The sequence below is a fragment of the Aminobacter anthyllidis genome, assembly GCF_018555685.1.
Taxonomy (GTDB): Bacteria; Pseudomonadota; Alphaproteobacteria; order Rhizobiales; family Rhizobiaceae; genus Aminobacter; species Aminobacter anthyllidis.
The window spans coordinates 14325-30856 of sequence record NZ_JAFLWW010000011.1 but is presented as its reverse complement, the minus strand read 5'-3'; the positions used below and the strand labels follow the sequence as shown (position 1 = coordinate 30856).

At 57.1% G+C, this 16532-nt stretch carries 15 protein-coding genes and 2 pseudogenes; 14 read left to right on the top strand and 3 right to left on the bottom strand.

Annotated features, from left to right (window positions below):
- Positions 1-238 precede the first annotated feature (238 nt).
- From J1C56_RS27375 to J1C56_RS27355, 5 genes are all read left to right on the top strand, one after another.
- The gene (locus tag J1C56_RS27375; protein WP_214393162.1) at positions 239-745 is read left to right on the top strand and encodes a hypothetical protein; all 507 of its coding nucleotides are present in this window, start codon (positions 239-241) and stop codon (positions 743-745) included.
- Between the two features lie 1014 nt (positions 746-1759).
- The gene (locus tag J1C56_RS27370; RefSeq protein ID WP_214393161.1) at positions 1760-2947 is read left to right on the top strand and encodes a TraB/TrbI/VirB10 family type IV secretion system protein; all 1188 of its coding nucleotides are present in this window, start codon (positions 1760-1762) and stop codon (positions 2945-2947) included.
- Positions 2944-3165: a DUF2274 domain-containing protein gene (locus J1C56_RS27365; RefSeq protein WP_214393307.1), complete on the top strand. Its 222-nt coding sequence runs from the start codon at positions 2944-2946 to the stop codon at positions 3163-3165. The genes J1C56_RS27370 and J1C56_RS27365 overlap by 4 nt, the downstream gene beginning before the upstream one ends.
- A 170-nt stretch (positions 3166-3335) precedes the next feature.
- Positions 3336-3521, top strand: a complete 186-nt coding sequence (locus J1C56_RS27360; RefSeq protein WP_214393160.1) for a DUF3606 domain-containing protein — start codon at positions 3336-3338, stop codon at positions 3519-3521.
- Between the two features lie 132 nt (positions 3522-3653).
- Positions 3654-3881 (top strand): hypothetical protein, encoded by a 228-nt coding sequence (locus J1C56_RS27355; protein WP_214393159.1) that lies wholly within the window; start codon positions 3654-3656, stop codon positions 3879-3881.
- Positions 3882-4308: 427 nt separating this feature from the next.
- Here the strand turns inward: J1C56_RS27355 and J1C56_RS27350 are convergent, their stop codons facing one another.
- Entirely contained in the window at positions 4309-4740 is a 432-nt protein-coding gene (locus tag J1C56_RS27350; protein ID WP_214393158.1) for a Ros/MucR family transcriptional regulator, read from the bottom strand.
- Positions 4741-6394: 1654 nt separating this feature from the next.
- On the opposite strand from J1C56_RS27350, the gene J1C56_RS27345 reads away from it, so the two are divergent.
- Positions 6395-8641, top strand: coding sequence for a putative bifunctional diguanylate cyclase/phosphodiesterase (locus tag J1C56_RS27345; protein ID WP_214393157.1), 2247 nt, complete (start codon positions 6395-6397; stop codon positions 8639-8641).
- A 323-nt stretch (positions 8642-8964) separates the two neighbouring features.
- Here J1C56_RS27345 and J1C56_RS27340 read toward each other — a convergent pair whose 3' ends face one another.
- Positions 8965-9162 (bottom strand): hypothetical protein, encoded by a 198-nt coding sequence (locus J1C56_RS27340; protein ID WP_214393156.1) that lies wholly within the window; start codon positions 9160-9162, stop codon positions 8965-8967.
- 17 nt (positions 9163-9179) lie between these two features.
- Positions 9180-9616, bottom strand: a pseudogene (locus J1C56_RS27335) (IS110 family transposase); the annotation flags it as partial.
- Positions 9617-10186: 570 nt separating this feature from the next.
- Here J1C56_RS27335 and J1C56_RS27330 point away from each other — a divergent pair.
- From J1C56_RS27330 to ku, 8 genes and pseudogenes are all read left to right on the top strand, one after another.
- Positions 10187-11212: a GSU2403 family nucleotidyltransferase fold protein gene (locus tag J1C56_RS27330; RefSeq protein WP_214393155.1), complete on the top strand. Its 1026-nt coding sequence runs from the start codon at positions 10187-10189 to the stop codon at positions 11210-11212.
- Between the two features lie 30 nt (positions 11213-11242).
- Entirely contained in the window at positions 11243-11512 is a 270-nt protein-coding gene (locus J1C56_RS27325; protein ID WP_214393154.1) for a thermonuclease family protein, read from the top strand.
- Between the two features lie 24 nt (positions 11513-11536).
- A protein-coding gene (locus J1C56_RS27320) for an IS5 family transposase (protein WP_420797436.1) occupies positions 11537-12288 on the top strand; the annotation gives its coding sequence in 2 pieces (ribosomal slippage) (positions 11537-11855 and positions 11855-12288; 753 coding nt in all).
- 203 nt (positions 12289-12491) lie between these two features.
- A pseudogene (locus J1C56_RS27315) lies at positions 12492-12599 on the top strand (HlyU family transcriptional regulator); the annotation flags it as partial.
- A 154-nt stretch (positions 12600-12753) separates the two neighbouring features.
- Positions 12754-13035: a hypothetical protein gene (locus J1C56_RS27310; protein WP_214393153.1), complete on the top strand. Its 282-nt coding sequence runs from the start codon at positions 12754-12756 to the stop codon at positions 13033-13035.
- The gene (locus J1C56_RS27305; RefSeq protein WP_214393152.1) at positions 12980-13432 is read left to right on the top strand and encodes an outer membrane protein; all 453 of its coding nucleotides are present in this window, start codon (positions 12980-12982) and stop codon (positions 13430-13432) included. The genes J1C56_RS27310 and J1C56_RS27305 overlap by 56 nt, the downstream gene beginning before the upstream one ends.
- A 510-nt stretch (positions 13433-13942) precedes the next feature.
- Complete coding sequence (locus J1C56_RS33755; protein ID WP_214393151.1) at positions 13943-14056, top strand: DUF982 domain-containing protein; 114 nt, start codon at positions 13943-13945, stop codon at positions 14054-14056.
- A gap of 1592 nt (positions 14057-15648) precedes the next feature.
- Positions 15649-16524, top strand: coding sequence for a non-homologous end joining protein Ku (gene ku / locus J1C56_RS27295; protein WP_214393150.1), 876 nt, complete (start codon positions 15649-15651; stop codon positions 16522-16524).
- The last annotated feature ends 8 nt before the right edge of the window (positions 16525-16532 follow it).

The window sequence follows — 16532 nt, the reverse complement described above, 5'->3', positions numbered from 1 at the left end:
AACCCGCCAAAGACGTGCCACGTGATCGGCCACTGTGGTTGGCCTTCTTCCCGAAACTTTGTCCCGATGGCCTCCGCCTTGGCGATGCCCTCCATCTGACGCTATGATTGGCTGCATTTTTTGACCGATGAATGTAACCTGAACGGCTGGTTTTCCCGAGGTTCAGGGTCCCGCAACTATTTTGCGAACTTCGAGCCGGCGCTTCGGGCCCCTTCAAAAAAGATGAAAGAGTGACCAAATGAAATCTCTCGCGAGAATGATTCTTGCTATCTCGACCATATTCGTGGCTCCCATGGCAGGCGCCAGCGAGTCCGACTTTTTGCAATCCTTGGAAGGAACTTGGAGCGGCAGTGGCACCATCAAAGTGCGCACGGATGCCTCCCCGGTCAAAGTTGCCTGCAAATTCACATCAGAAGCGGCAGATGCCTCGTTGGCACTGGACGGCTATTGTCGCGGCCTGATCGTCGTCTCACGCTCCATCGAGGCCAACCTGAATGCCATGGGTGGCAGTTATAGCGGCTCCTATGTCGGGGCCGGCACCGGAACAGCAGCACTTAGCGGTAATCGTCGCGGAAACGCGATAGACCTCGGTATCCGCTGGGCGAAAGAAGTCAATGGAGACAGAAGCGCTCGGCTCACCGTGGAAAAAGTCGGTGGTGAAGGCATGACGCTCACGACTGTTGACGTAGATCCGAAGACTGGCAAAAACGTAGTTACGAGCCGGATCAACCTGCGTCGAGTGTGATCTCGTCTTGGATGCAGTCCAGCCCGCCGAATTGCGATTGCCTCACTAAGACTCTCGCTTGAAGGAATTCGCCGCTCGTTGTCAAGCTGCGGGTCTTGGGCAACTTAGTAGGTGTTGCCGCGCGATGGCGGGACGTGGGCACGCAAGAGCGGCCTGCTTGGACCTCGCTAAGATTCGGCCGTCTGTATTGCGCCAAGGGCATGGAGTCGGCAGCGCGGGCTGCAAAACGGCTGAACCGAGTCGACCCTATCTACAAGCGCTGACCAGTGCCGTTCCTCGCAGGAGCGCTTACATTCTGACGGATGGTAGCATCTTTGGTGACCCGGAAGGGGTAGCGGCCTCAACCGAGAGCAGCGAACGCGATTGTCCGATCAGGTTCGTTTCTCGGGCACCGACGGGTCTTCGTCTCGCAATGTGCAAATCCTATCGAAACCGCGTTCCGAAGCGCTGGCGAGCAACGCTCATTTGCCCGAAGCCTTCGTCAGCCAAATTACGAACGGCACGTGGCGCCGGTCGTTCAGCCTCTCAACAGTGCCGCCGGAACGAAGTGGCTGGGCTTACAAGCCATTAGATCCTGGAACACGCTTGGTCTTCCCGCTCAACTTTGCTCCAAAGGTCCGAAGCGCGGGAACGCGCTGCACCAAACAGCCGGCCACCACGGCCGAGCTTGGACGAGCCATAATCCGCGCCAAAGCGCCTGCAGCACAGATGCGCACAAAAAATTGCTTTCGCCACGAGACCGAATATCTTTGGCCTGCACTCTCGCGCAGAGCCTTGTCTTGAGCACCCGTGCGAACGAGTTCCGATGCTAGCAGCCAGCATGATTGAATCGCCATCGAGATTCCTTCGGCGACGATCGGATGCGCCTCTCCCGCCAAATTGCCAATTCGAAAGACGTCGTCCACATACAGGAACGGATTCCGGGACTTATTGGGCCCGTAGCAAGCCAGCTGTCCATGCATTTCTGAGAGAGTACATGCCACTGCCCGAACTTGCAGCGCATCTTGGGATCCAATGGAGTCGTCACGCAATTCGGTTGATGGACGAGGCGGGCATCGCTCCTGTGTCGCTCCGATGCGCCTTCGCGCCGAAACGCCGCGCATCACCCGCCTGTCGCCAAAAGTCATCGTCGGCGTAAGCGTCGTCGCCTTGCTCGGTATCGGCGGAGCGCTGGTCTATGCGCTTCAGGCGCGCGTGTCCGGCGCCGACGACCAAGAGCTCTACTCGACCGCCAATCGGCAACCCGCCGACGGTCTCGCCAGCCTGCCGCGCGACTATGCCGGCCCGATCCTCGGGCTGGCGCTGCCGGGGGATCTCGGCCGGCCGATTCTCAACGCACAGAACAGGGGGCAACCCGTCGTGCCACCCGCGATAATGGCACCGGCTGTCGACGAGGCGAAACAGCGCCGGCGTGCCGAGGAAGAGGCCGCACGAACGAGCGCAGTCTTTTTCCAGTCACGAGGAGGATCGGCCGCAACGGTCGGGACGGAAGAACCGGAGTCCGGCTTTACAGGCGCTGGCCAGGGGGGGCAGCCTGGCGAGCAGACCGCACAAGACAGGCAACTGGCTTTCCTCAACGCCGCCGCCGACAGACGCACAGTGGCGCGGGACCGCGTCATGCCGCCAGCATCGCCCTTCGTTCTCCAAGCCGGCGCCGTCATCCCGGCCGCGCTCATCACTGGCATCAGGTCCGATCTACCCGGACAGGTCATCGCGCAGGTAACGGAGAACATTTACGACAGCCCAACCGGTCGTGCCCTGCTCGTGCCGCAGGGCACGCGGCTCATCGGGCAATATGACAACAACGTCCAATTCGGCCAGCGCCGCGCGCTTCTTGTCTGGAACCGGCTCATTTTTCCGACTGGCCGTTCCATCGTTCTCGAACGTCAGCCGGGTGCCGATACGCAAGGTTATGCCGGCCTTGAGGATGGGGTCGACTATCACTGGTGGGATTTGGCCAAAGCAGCCGGTCTCTCCACGTTGCTTGCCGCCGGTGCGGAGCTGGCGATCGACGATGAGAACCGGCTGTTACGCGCAATCCGCGATGGTGCGCAAGACACCATCAATGATGCCGGCCAGCAGATCATCCGCAGGCAGCTCAACGTCGCGCCGACGCTGACCATTCGGCCGGGCTTCCCGGTGCGCGTCATTGTCACCCGCGATCTCGTGCTCGAGCCCTATGGAGCAACGCCACCAAGCTGAAATTAGGCCCCATCGCCGACGACAGGCCCGTCAAGGTGACGTTGGAGCTTCCAGCGTCGTTGCATCGCGATCTCAAGACTTATGCTGATATCCTCTGCCGCGAGAGCGCTCAGCCGGCAACCGAGCCAGTCCGGCTGATCGTACCAATGCTCCAGCGCTTTATCGAGACAGATCGAGGGTTTACAAAGGCTCGGCGGAACGTCCATCCCGATCCGTAGCGCGGACGCATCTAAGAGGTACGGGCAAATAATGTGAGCCGTCAGGCGATGTCGCCTGTATGCAATTATCTTGGCCAAGCGGGGAGCGACGTCCTCGCTCTGTATCTGGCCTGGATCGAATTGCACCGAAGGGCGTTTTAAAGTTCTCTACTATTGATTGGAGACCTCCGATGCCTGACGATCCAACCAAAACAAAAGAGGACCGCAAATTCGTATCCTCGCAGCAGGAATATGAGATTGACGATTTTGCCCGCAAGTACGACCTGAGCCGAGGCGAAGCCGCGACCATCATGAAGCGCTACGGCTCATCGCGGAGCAAGCTCGACGCCATCATGGCGCAACGTTTCTACGGCTGACCGATGAGCACCCGTCCGCATTGCCACGCGCCAGTTGATCACGTGCAATGCCGTCATTAACGTGATGGTGGTGCAGGACGAAGTTGGGCGTTCCAGGCTCGAGGCTTGCGCGCTATCCGTTGTGCGTACATCGTGAAGAAGCATCGAGGTTCCAAATGCGAAGACCTGCCGGAGGGCGAATTCGCGGCAGGCCTCGCTGCTGGAGCTCCATTCCAAAAACGCCTCGCTATGATTGTCGTTCCCGCCATTCGAAATCTGTTCGGTAAGACCGTCTCGGCAACGGAGGGGGAAATGCCGGAACTGCGCCACAAAGGCGTCGATGCGGCAATCCCAGACCAAAAGCTGCGCAGCTTGCTCTGAACGGCGGCCGACGTACTCGGCCAACTTCTAATTCGAGACATTGTGGCGGAATACCGCGAGGCCTGCCGCTACCGGCTGGAAACAGCAGGCCCGCACGGCTGAGGGGCACGCGCTCCGCTAACATAATCTCCCACGGCACCCCGAGTTCCCCCCGACTGGCTAGTCGGCCCTACCGCTAACATCCAATGAGCTAATGGTGCCTGTCGCCACTGAGAGTAAATTAGCATTGGCAGGCGCGGGATAAGCGCCGGCGCAATGCCTTAATCGACGAATGAGCGTTTCCGTCGGCTGCCCCAACGAAAACCATGCTGCGATAATAGACGGCCCGACTTGGCGACCTCCAGCGGGCCGCTCTTTGCTTGCCCTTGAGTGGTCCGAAGGCGACGCTTGTTCGGAGTTAGGTTAGAGCAGAGGGTTTCTCGTGGCACTAACGCCCCAATGCCGTTTTGGGTTTTCGACCGAGCCCTAGTCTTTTGGCCATCTGCGAGCGCAATGCTGAATAATTGGGTGCGACCATAGGATAATCGGAAGGAAGATTCCATTTCGCGCGGTATTGATCCGGATTTAGATTGTAAACTGTTTCTATGTGATTTTTTATAGATCTAATTTTACGTCCGTCTTCTAAGCAGATAATATATTCTCCCGTCACAGAGTCTTTGACAGGCACCGCAGGGCGTACAGAGCGAGCAGATGGTGTGCTCAACAACTTGGCGTCAACGAACGACTTATGAACGATACCTGCAAGATGGCCAACATCGCTCAACGGGACAGCATTGTTTGATACATATGCGGAAACCACCCTAACAGTGAAATCAACGGGAACGCTTGCTGCGCCGCGCCTCACAGAAAATCTTTCCATCTTGCTGTTCCCCATTCTTGTATTATAGCCAATTATTATATGGCGCCTTCCCGAAGGACAAGATGTACTTCCGGTTGCCTGAATGGGCGGAGCAGCACCCAGAATTGTGTAACGTATGTGTGACTGAACGAGAGGTGGAGGACGCGCGCCCGCGTTGCTTGACCTAGCGTTAGGGCCGGCTAATGTCCGGCCCAAGCTCAACCCGCCGCCATCCCCCCGGAAAGGCAGCAGAGCCCAGCGCCCGCGCCCGAGCCCCCCATATCCCTCAACGCGCGGGCGCGCCCTTTTGCTGTGACTGTTAGTCTATGCTACGAAACGCCGGGTTCCCCACGGCGGGACTTGCCCATTGTGCTGTATTTAACTTAATTATGCTGATCTCGACCAATCCCTTGTATAGAAAATAGCATCTACAAACAGCCGGTATACCATAGATTATCGTGCACGAATGGGGGCGGATCATGGATATAAATTCTAGCGAATACAGTGTATGGACTGAGGGCAACGACCTATATTTCAGTGGGGTAATGCGCCTTGAGAATGAGGCCGCCCCTCAGATCACCTCGATAGTGCGAAACCTTCTCAGTTCCGGGCCACCAACTGTTAGGGTGCACCTATTCGATCTTGAGTTCCTCAACTCACAAGGCAGGAATATTCTGGCAAAATTGGCAATTGAGGCCCGAAATCATCCAGAAGTGCGACTTGTCGTTCGGGGAAATAGCAATATCGCATGGCAGGTACGGTCGTTACCAAATCTCAAGAAGCTGCACCCCGACTTGGTGTTGCTTATGGATTGAGGTGGCCATTGCCACATTTTTTCCAAGCCCCCTAGTTGTGAAATAGCCATCGGGCCTTTCCGCTGATTGCATCAAGAGTCCCACCAAAACGCCGCCGGAAACCCAAGAGCCTGTCGTCGATCCAATGATCTAATTGACGGACGAGCATGAATAATGAGGATAGCAAATGGGGAAGGACAAATCGGCTTGGAGGGATATATCCATGGAAAGGCAAGTATTTCCAAGTGGACAGGAAGCCAAAAAAAATCTGCAGCGACAGCGCCACGCATATTTCGCGGTTGACAAAATGCTATCGCCGGACTGGCGGGGACAGGAAGGCAACTTGGAATGCATCCATTGTGGTGGCCGGTTTAATGGTGTGACAGCGACTGCATGGAAATTCGGGCTCTGTGACCATTGCCTCGAACGCTGAATCGGCAGCGCACGGTGATTTGACCGTTAGGCACGCCGATACCCCTACAGCCGTCGAACGATCTGGAAAGCAGATCACAGTTCAGCCTCAACATGCATTGCCGTTGCGAAGTACTCGCTATGGAAAACAAAAGCCCCTCACCGATGGGCTATTGGGCGGATAGTCACTGGCAATATGACGTCATGCCGGGGGGTCGTCGCAGCTTGAACGCCTGACAAATCAGGGCTCCCCCACATCAAAATCACCTCCACTCCATCAAGCGCGGCCTTTTGCATTGAGGAGCGCTGGCTGCTCACGCCAGCAATATGGGCAATTTTCCAAGACATCGCCGACTCAAAGCGCCAGTTGCTTGGGCATCAAGTTTAGACGTTAAATTAGGACATTCTTATTGAGTCTCCAATTAGACAGACATGTCGAGTTATGGCGGTAGATTTCGTGAGCTTTTTTAATGGCCGGCGGCGCTCATCTCCCTCGTCCCGGCTCCTCGGGTCCTAGTAAAAGAAAGATCATCATAGCCGCCGTGCTTCTCTCACTTGGGGTGGCAGCGGTCCTGGGGGCTTTCGTCAGCAGCGCCATTTACTCCATCGTGCGTACTGCTGATGAACTTGAAGAGACAAGGGCGGCAGGGGCACTGGCGTCCGCACTAGAATCCTTGCGCTCGCAGATGGCCGGTACAGCCCGGGACAACGCATTCTGGGACGAGGCTTATCGCCAACTGAATTCGCCAACTCGGGATGCCTGGTTGATCGAAAACTGGGGAGTCCCGACTCTAGACTACCCGCTCTACGACACGGCACTGGTAATCGGACCCGACGACACCCCCCTGCTGCGCTACCGCTATGGCAAGCCAATGGACGTGCAGCCCAGCGAGTTTTTCGATAGTTCCTTGGCTCGCCTCATAGAGCGTGCGCGCGCTGCTGATGGTCTCCAAGGAGAAGTCCATGCCGCCTTCATAGCAACCGTGCACGGGCCCGCCCTAATTGGAGCTGCGCGGATCCGTCCCTTCCTTCAGGGCATCCCGCCGCCAGATCCCTACATTCTGATATTTGAGAAGGACTTTGATGCCAAAGCGCTCGACGAGACCGCGCGAAAATTCAACCTCCGCGGCCTACAGTTCACTGACAGCCCTTTGGAGGACACAGTTGCGGCGCCGTTAAAGGATGTTGACGGGAATGCTGTCGGCTTTCTCAGCCTTCCATCGGAGAAGCCTGGCATACGTAGCTACGAACGCGTTCGTCCGCTCATTTTCGGAGCGGCTGCAATCCTGCTCGTGCTGATCATAGGCATTGGCATGACTGGCCTGTATTCGGTGCGTTCGCTCGCCAAGGAGCAGGCACTCGCGCGGCAAAACTCTCTGCATGACGACTTGACTGGAGTACGCAATAGGCTCGGTCTTTCCGATTACGTCGCGAACTTGCCACCACACGAGACGAGTGACCCGACAATCATCAGCCTCTACCTGGTCGACATTGACGGCTTCAAAGCCATCAACGACCTTTGGGGGCAACAGGTCGGGGACGAATTGCTGAGCGCCGTCGCGGCCCGGTTGGTCAAGGACCTGCCACTTGGAACGACAATGGCTCGCTTGGACGGCGACAAGTTCGCAATCGTGTTGTTGGCGAATACACCGGGAATGGAAGCCCATTTGCAATCGACCATAAATGGGGTGTTTGTAGAGCCCTTCGAAATCGGACGACGCGAGATCGAGATCGGAGTTAGCGTCGGCGTGGCCGAGGCCAAATTTGGCCGGGCTAATTTTCACGACTTGTTACGTCAAGCCGAGATGGCTCTGCATCAGGCCAAGCATAGTTCAGATGACTCGACGGTCGTGTTTAATACGCATTTGGAAACCGAGCTCTCCCAACAAGTGAAACTAGAACAACAGCTTATCAACGCACTGGATCGGCGCGAACTCACGGTCGCGTTCCAGCCGGTCATTGACGCACGCAGTGGCGATCTTTGCGGTGTGGAAGCTTTGGCGAGATGGAACAGCGAGAGTGGGCCGATTGCTCCCGATGTGTTCATACCAGTTGCTGAGAAGGCCGGACTTATTGGGATACTTGGATCTCAAATCTTGGAAGAAGCTATAGCTCAAGGCTCACGCTGGCCAGGTTTGCAGATCGCTGTTAACGTCTCGCCGCTCCAGCTCCGCAATCGCTATTTCGCTGGAGGTCTAAAGGCTACCCTCGACAAGTTTGCGTTTGAGCCTCACCGTCTGACCATCGAGCTTACGGAGGGGGTCCTCATTTCGAACGCCGATCAGGCGAGACGATCAATCTCAGAGATCAGAGCGCTCGGAATCAAAGTCGCTCTCGATGATTTTGGTTCTGGTTTCGCGAGCATCGGCTCGTTGAGGCAATTCCGGTTCGATCGCGTCAAGTTAGACAAGTCGCTCGTCGCCAATATCTTGCACGACGCTCAGGCCGCAGAAGTGTTGGATGCCACTATAAAACTTGTAAATGCTCTCGGGGTCCCTGTCACAGTCGAAGGAATTGAGACCCGCCACCAAGCGGAGTTTGCTCGAGTGGCCGGCAGTCACCAATTGCAGGGCTATTGGTTTTCTAAGCCTTTGTCTAAGGAGGAACTAACTGCGCGTTTCCTGGACAATCGTCGGATAGAATCCCCTGGCAAAGCGGCGTCCTTCGCGCCGACCTCAACCGTCAGAATTTCATCGCCCTCGGCCAGATTTCGTTGAAGCGGGTTGGGTTGAACGTGACCTTGAGGCGATTAGAGCCTCGGTCGGGTTAGCCGATAAGGCGATCCGCCATCTCTACAATGCCTAGCATGTCCGACTGGAGCGTCCATCGGGGTAACCCGAGGCGGCTGCGTGAGGGCGGCGGTCCTTGGGGGTCACGTCCGCGTCCGTTATGACAAATTTCCACCCGGCCCCTCCTCGCGTCGCTGATCGCAATGCAATTCATGAAATCAAACATATCAACACGTCTAATGTGTTTTTCCTCAAACTGTTTGGATGAGGCCTCCGAAGCGTTGCAATAGTTTGGCGCTGCTTTGCCCGCACTAATGATCCGCAAGAATTTGCCAATGAAACCACCGCAACGAGACACCGGCTGATCTTTCCGATATGCGCGAGATTTCCGCCGCCTGCACGACGCATTCGTTTTCGTTCTTCTCCTCTCGGCCACCATCGCCTTCAGTCGCCGCCAGACGAAAATCGATGGAGAGACCAATGGCACTGGAGAGGGATTTCGTGATCAAGCGGACCATTCGTCGCAAAGAGCTCCGGCAGATTGTGCCGCTATCTGCAAACGCATTTTGAGAAGCTGGCGCCGCGCGATGATCAGCGTGCGGATCAACATGCTGTCAAAACCTTTGACCCGAACCTCGATAGAAGCCCACTTCGGCAAGATGTGCCAGACCATCCGCATCGTTCGCATCGGTCTTGTTTGCGGCCATATCAAGCGCGGCCTTGGCATGCCGCGCGTCGATGCAGACCGGCAAGGCCCTCAGCCGTCAGCGCACGGTAGAACCACACCGAAAGCGGCCCCGTCTCGAATACCACCCGCCGGACATCGGGTGCGCGCTTGCGGACCACCGCCGCGAGCAGTTGCGGATCGGACGCGCACTTGCCCCGCCAGATCCTCTTGCCGTCCTGACGGATCGAAATTGCCGTCTCTTTCATGGAAACGTCGAGACCGATATACTGCTCCATGGCTGTCCTCCGTTCGATGCCTGGGCCCGGTGTCAATCGAGAGCCCGTTCTCCATCCCATCGGGGGACAGCCAGCCGGCTAGATGCTCGAACATCGCCGCCACCTCTCAGGTGGCCACCGCTCCCGCGATTACGTCATGTTCGTTCCACGACCCAATTCTGCCATTGGTCTATTCGACTGCGAGCTTCTATGCCTCGAAGGTTCAAAGCGCAGACTCTGGTGCGCAGCTCATGACAGCCAGCGGGACAATCTGACGGAGTTCTTTGCGACGAATGGTCCGCTTGATCGCAATATCCCTCTGTAGTGCCATTGATCTCTCCTTTCGATTTCGTCTGAACTGACTGAAGGCGATTGTGGTCGTGAGGAGAAGAACGAAAAAAGTGCGTCGTACAGGCGACGGGAATCTCGCGCATATCGGAAGGACCTGCTGCGCTTGGCGGCTGGTTTCATAAGCAGATTCATGAGCATCATCAGTTTCGGGCCAATCAAGGCCAAACTGTTGCAACGCTACGGAGGACCACGTAGGGTCTCTTGCAACAGTTTGAACGAAATCGCCATCGATGTGTTGATATGATTGATTTTCTTGAGTTAAACAACGACCAGCGACGCGAGAAGGTCAATTCAGACCAGCGTTTTGCCACTCTGCAGCAAGCTCAGCAGAAGGCCAAGACCTATCGGGGCTCGTTGGTCTGGCACACTGTCAGCGGCGTGGAGCATCTTATGCGGAGCTACTATGACTCTTCTGGCGCCAGGCGCCAGAAGGTCAAGGGGCGTCGGTCGCCTGAGACGGAAAAACACAAAGCAGATTGGGAAGCAGCACGGGAATCCGCGCGGGAAACGCTGGCGGCTCGACAGGAGCAGATGGAACGCCAATCCGCGATCAACCGCGTTCTGCGATTGGGCCGCGTCCCGTTCCTCACTGCAAGGATCATCAGGGCGCTGGACAACGCTGGCTTGCTTGGCGCGGGCATACGCATCGCTGGCACCAATGCGATCTATGCCTACGAAGCGGCAGCTGGCGTGTTCGTCGATCCTGGCATCACGACAACCGAGGACATTGATCTTCTCATGGATGCACGCCAGTCGCTAAGGATCGTGGCCGACGATCAAGTGGAGGACGGCACCCTGATCAACTTGTTGCGGAAGGTCGACAAATCCTTTGAGCGTTCGAAATCAACATTCAGGGCGGTCAATCGCGACGGCTATCTCGTCGACCTGATCAAACCCATTGCGCGCCCAGCCTGGAAGCAGGATCGCGACGCAGTTGGAAAATCGGACGACGAGTTGGTTGCCGCCGGGATTGAAGGCCTAGCCTGGCTGGAGAGTGCACCACCGTTCGAGGCGATCGCGATAGACGAAAAGGGCGGGCCGCTGCGCATGGTTGCGCCAGACCCTCGTTTTTTTGCGGCACATAAGCTTTGGGTGTCGCGGCGGGCAGACCGCGAACCCATCAAGCGTCGACGAGACTTTGCCCAAGCGGAAGCGGTGGCGCAATTGACGGCCACGTACTTCGAACATCTCCCCTTTAAAGCGACTGCGATGCAAGCCTTGCCGAAGGCGGTCTTCGAATCCGCCAAACTCATGTTCGCGCGGTGACCAGCCGCAGGTTTTCGCAATGTCGTCGCCATGCTTGCCCTGCTCGCAGCCACCCTCCTCTCTTGTTCCACCTTGACCGTAGTTGACGGCGACACCATCCGCTGCAACGGCCAGAACATGCGCCTGATCGGCGACGGTGTTCCATTCAAGACCGGTATCGATACGCCTGAGATCGGGCGGGCAAAATGCGAGCGGGAAAGGATGCTCGGTAGAGAGGCCAAGAAGCGATTGGCTGAGCTAGGGCCAATCGACATTCAGGATTCCCGGCGGGATGGAAGCGTGATTCATAGGTTTCCGTGATTTGGCGGAGACCTGATGATGTCAGTGAAACGATATAAACTGAGCGAGGTGCAGTGGCGGCGGATCGCAGCACTGTTGCCGGGCAAGGCTGGTGATCCGGGACGGACTGGCTCTGACAACCGTCTTTTCGTCAATGGTGTGCTGTGGGTGCTTCGATCGGGTGCCCATTGGCATGACCTGCCGGAGCGCTACGGCAAGTGGAAGACACTGCACAAGCGCTTCTCGCGCTGGTCCAAGGCGAAGGCCTGGGAGCGGGTCTTCGACGACCTCACCAAGGACCGGGACAACCAATACCTGATGCTCGACAGCACCTTGGTCCGCGCCCACCAGCAGGCGGCGACCGGAAAAGGGGGGACCAAAATCAGGCTCTGGGGCGTTTCCGAGGCGGATTGACCACCAAGATCCACATGCTCGCCGACAGCTTCGGCCGCCCGCTGAGGTTCCTGCTCGCCGCTGGCCAGAGCCACGATATCCTTGCCGCGCCGATGCTGCTGCAAGGCTACACCGCTGAGGCCGTTCTGGCCGATCGAGCCTATGATTCCAATGCCTTGCGCAGCCTCATCGCCGAAATCGGCGCCAAGGGGGTCATCCCCTCCACCCGCTCCAGATCACAACCCATCCCGCATGATCCGCTCATCTACCGATGCCGCAACCGTATTGAGCGATGCTTCAACAAGCTCAAGCACTTCCGACGCTTCGCCACCCGCTACGACCGGCGCGCCACCCACTTCCTCGGCTTCATCCACATCGCCGCAACCATGATCTGGATCCGTTGAATGTCGATTCAGCCTAGTCCAAGACCCAGGCTTGCGGATCGAGGACGCAGGGCAGCGGGACAAGACCTTAGACCGCCGTCCACTGGTGCACATCAGGCTCAGCGATGGACGGCTGGCTGAAAACGTGTTGCTGGCCGAGGGCTATCATCTGGAGGCCGAAGGTCAAGCGGCCCTGGTGTGGGTGATCAGCGGCCAACCGCTGCAAGTTTATCCGCGCCGACCGTTTCGCGGCCCTCGACGATGCCGTCGAGGTGTCGCTGACCAAGGGGCGCCAACTCGTCCACGAGCAGGGCGAAAAGATGTTCGGCTGAGGCTAGTTACGTCTGCCCGGCACCCCATTCACCACGTCAATCATGTTGCCCTAATGCAACTTGCTGTCACAATGCACGCTGCGTCATTGCGATCTTGCCTTGCGTCACGGTTCCGTGAAACCCTAGGGTGATCCATCTGATTCTGGGGACTGGCATGAAGTCCATTCTTCTCGCCTCGACTTTCCTTCTTGCCACGGGCGGCGCCGGTATGGCCGCCGACGCTGTGGCTTCTGACCAGGTGGCGGTGCCCTACAACTGGACAGGCCTCTATGCCGGCGTCCATGGCGGCTATTCCTGGGGCAGCGGCGAGGGTCCCTATCCGGATTCAGCAGGTATTCGGTTCGAGACGGCGTATCCCGAGGCCCAGGGCGGACTGCTGGGTGCGCAGGTCGGCTACAACCATCAATGGGGTTCCCTTGTCCTATTCGTGGGCTGACGGAAGCTCCGGTATCGAAATCTTCCCAGGCGGAGGCGACGCCGGCGGGCATACGGACAGTGAATACACGTATCTCGCAAGCATCACCGGCCGTGCCGGTTACGCTTTTGACCGCACTTTGCTCTATGCAAAGGGCGGCATCGGTTTCACCCGGCTCGAAATCACCGACTTTGACAACCCTGCTGTTTTCAACGCCCGCGGGTCCAAGACGCTGACGGGCTGGACGATCGGCGGCGGCGTGGAACATGCCCTGAACGACAAATGGTCGGTGAAGGGCGAGTACCAGTTCTATCGTTTCTCGGGCGACGTGGCCGTGAACGACCCAGCGCTGTTTCGCACCTATGAAGGTGACTTCGACGTCCACGCCGTCAATATCGGCCTGAACTACAAGTTCTGAGGCATCATTCTCCTCGCAATTGATAATAGCCCAGCTAGGTCATTGATCCAGCTGGGTTTTTTATTATTTTCAGCATTGAATTCCGACGCATGGGCCGTCAAAATCTTACGCTGTTGATTTTAAAGGGAAAATCGCTGCGAAAATATTTTTGAGGTTTCGCGGACTATCGGTGTCTATCGGCCATTTCGCAGGTATTGTGGACGGCGGAGATCGAATCTCACCTTTCAGATAAAGTACCGTCACAACCGGTGAAATCAATATGCGCACCTCGATCCTGGATCGATGGATCGTGATCGTTGCTTACGAAATTTTCACGCCACTGCGGCACCTGTGGTTACTACATTGCGATCGAAGTGCGGACGGAATGGCGACAGGTGAATTCAGCAGACATGTTGTAGTTGCCCTCGGGCCGGCCGGGACAATGCGTGTCGTGTCGACGGTGATAGAGGCGAGCGAGTGTCTTGTCGACGAATTCTGGCCGGACGACGTTAGCTAACTTTACAGCGAACGTTGCATATCTGCCTGCTCGCGATACGAGGGAAACGGTCTACCGAAGCCGCGCGCCTAGCGTTTATTGCTGCTGCCCGCGATTCCGATATTCTGATTATCGGCGGCCAGCAATAAGCGCAATTGGCGGGTATCCCGGCCCCGCTCTCGGCTCTCTCCACGTAGCACACTCGAGTTGACAAAGCTGGACAGGCGAACTCCGACGGTCCTCGTTGCGGTCTGATAGGGTCGCGTAGGCAGGTGCTAGTGGTTAAGATATCGGAGCGGCTGGCTTCTGTCCTTCTGCCCTATTGCGCCGGGCGAGCAGCCGTGGCCAAGCGGCTGCCCTGTGCAGCCAACGTGCTAGTGACTGCTGCGCAGCCCTAAGCGTCGACGTGGTTTGGTTCATGTCCGCTCCTGCCGACTGATCGGTCGGCGTTGCCGTAGTCGGACCGAAGCAACATAGCCCCTCCGCCTTTCGGCAGCGGGGCTAAGGGATGGGAGTAATCAACACCTTACATGATTCCCTGACGTAAGGGAAACTCCACGCGGAGGCATCTTGCGAACCAAGCTGGCAATGACGCCGAGGACAAGCTACGTCATGCAATCGTGGCCTTGACGGCTAACGGAACCCGTCCCCGTAATAGACGAAATGGGGTGAAACCAATGGGCTTGTTTCAGTCAATCCGAAATGCTTTTCGCAGAATAGTGGGTCGGCCTGGGCCACGGGAGCCTGTCGGCTTAGAAAAAGCCAAGTCCGATCAAAAAGCGTATAGGGAAGAAATGGCCAGTCTAGATAAGGCGACCAGAGCTTTTGAACACGAGCAAAACCCTGCCGTAAATCGAAAGGCAAAGGTGGCTACAGCGTCTGGCGTGACCGCCGGTCGGAAAGAAATCGATGGGCTGATCGACAAGGCGGATAAGGTTCCATCCGCGAGCAGAAAACCGGCCCGAGCTTCGCAGAAGCCCTCCTCAAAAGCGGCTAGGCCAAAACCGAAAAAGTCCTAGCGAGTTCACGGCGTCAAAGGCCGATGTTTCAATGTGCGTCAATTGCCAAATCTGGCGATAGCGAAAAAGCAAGACCTGCGGCAGTCTCCTCCCAAAAGAAGATCGCCGTGGCACTTCTGGTTTGTTACTTGGCAGCAGACATACGTGGCACTTGGCAAGCCGTGTTCGACGAAGACAACCCATGTCTCTGGGTGCAGTGGATTCCGAACGACTTGGCCCCCTACGTGGCATACTGTTTCACGCTAGACGATTTCTTCGGCTCGCCCCGCGCCAACCGACTTCACAAATGGGCGCGCGAAAGTCTGTTCATATTGTTCATCACGTCAATATACGGACGCTGGCAACACAACCAAATCGGGCCAAGAATACGAACAACCCCACCACTCGTAGCGCGTGGTGAAGGGGTTATTGGTTGTCAGGCTTTTAAGGACGCGGTCTTCGGTGCATTTCCGCCATGCCATGGTCGTGCGGCAAGTTAATCGCCGGTGAATGTACGTTGGCGACGTCCGGACTAGGCGAGGGTTACGTTACCCTCGACACGCGACCACGACCGCGATTCAGGTCCCAAAATGCAAGAAACCCCACCAGGCAGATAAATTCTCCCTACGGTGCCTCTGCCGAGCATGACCCACCCCTCGAAATAAGATTCGTTGTGACTCGGAACAATATTGCGGGTGAGTCAATTTATCGAAGCGTATAGGTGGTGTCGGAGTGCGAGTGCGATGGTTGCAGCGCGGGCGAACTGGAAGGGCTTCATTAAGTTCGGAGAAGTGGCTTGTGCGGTTGCACTGTATACGGCCGCCTCCTCGTCCGAACGCATCGCCTTCAACACGCTCAATCGAGTCACGGGAAATCGCGTCCGTCGTGAATTTGTGGACAGCGAGACCGGCGATCCGGTCGAACGCGACGATCAGGTCAAAGGATATGAGATAGAGAACGGCGACTATGTCGTGCTCGAACCTGATGAGGTTGCAGCGGCAATCCCCGGCAGCGATAAGACGTTGAATATTGTGGCATTTGTTCCCTGTAACGAGATCGATGACGTCTATTTCGACAAGCCATATTACCTAGCGCCGGACAAGATGGGCGCCGACGCCTACAAACTGCTGCGCGACGGCATGCGCCAGGATAAAGTTGCAGCTCTTGCCCAGACCGTCCTGTTCCGCCGTCTCAGGACAGTGCTTATCCGACCGCATGGCAAGGGTCTGATCGGCACAACGCTGAACTTCGATTACGAGGTACGTTCCGCCAAGGAAGCCTTTGACGACATCCCTGAAATGAAGATCGAAGGCGAGATGCTGGCGCTGGCCAAGCACATTATCAACACCAAAAAGGGCTCATTCGACGCCAAGGCCTTCGACGACCGTTACGACGCGGCTATCGCTGAGCTGGTCAAGGCAAAGATCGAAGGCAAGGCCTTGCCGCGGAAGAAAGCGCCGCCTCCCTCGAGCAAGAGCGACCTATTGCAAGCGCTGCGCGACAGCGCGGGGCTGGCGTCGACGAAAAAGAAGCCGAAACGTGCAGCTGCGGCAAAGGCCAATGCCGATGTGAAACGGCCGAAGCGAGCGGCCGCCAGCTCCAAAAAACGGGCGGCTTAATCGGAGAA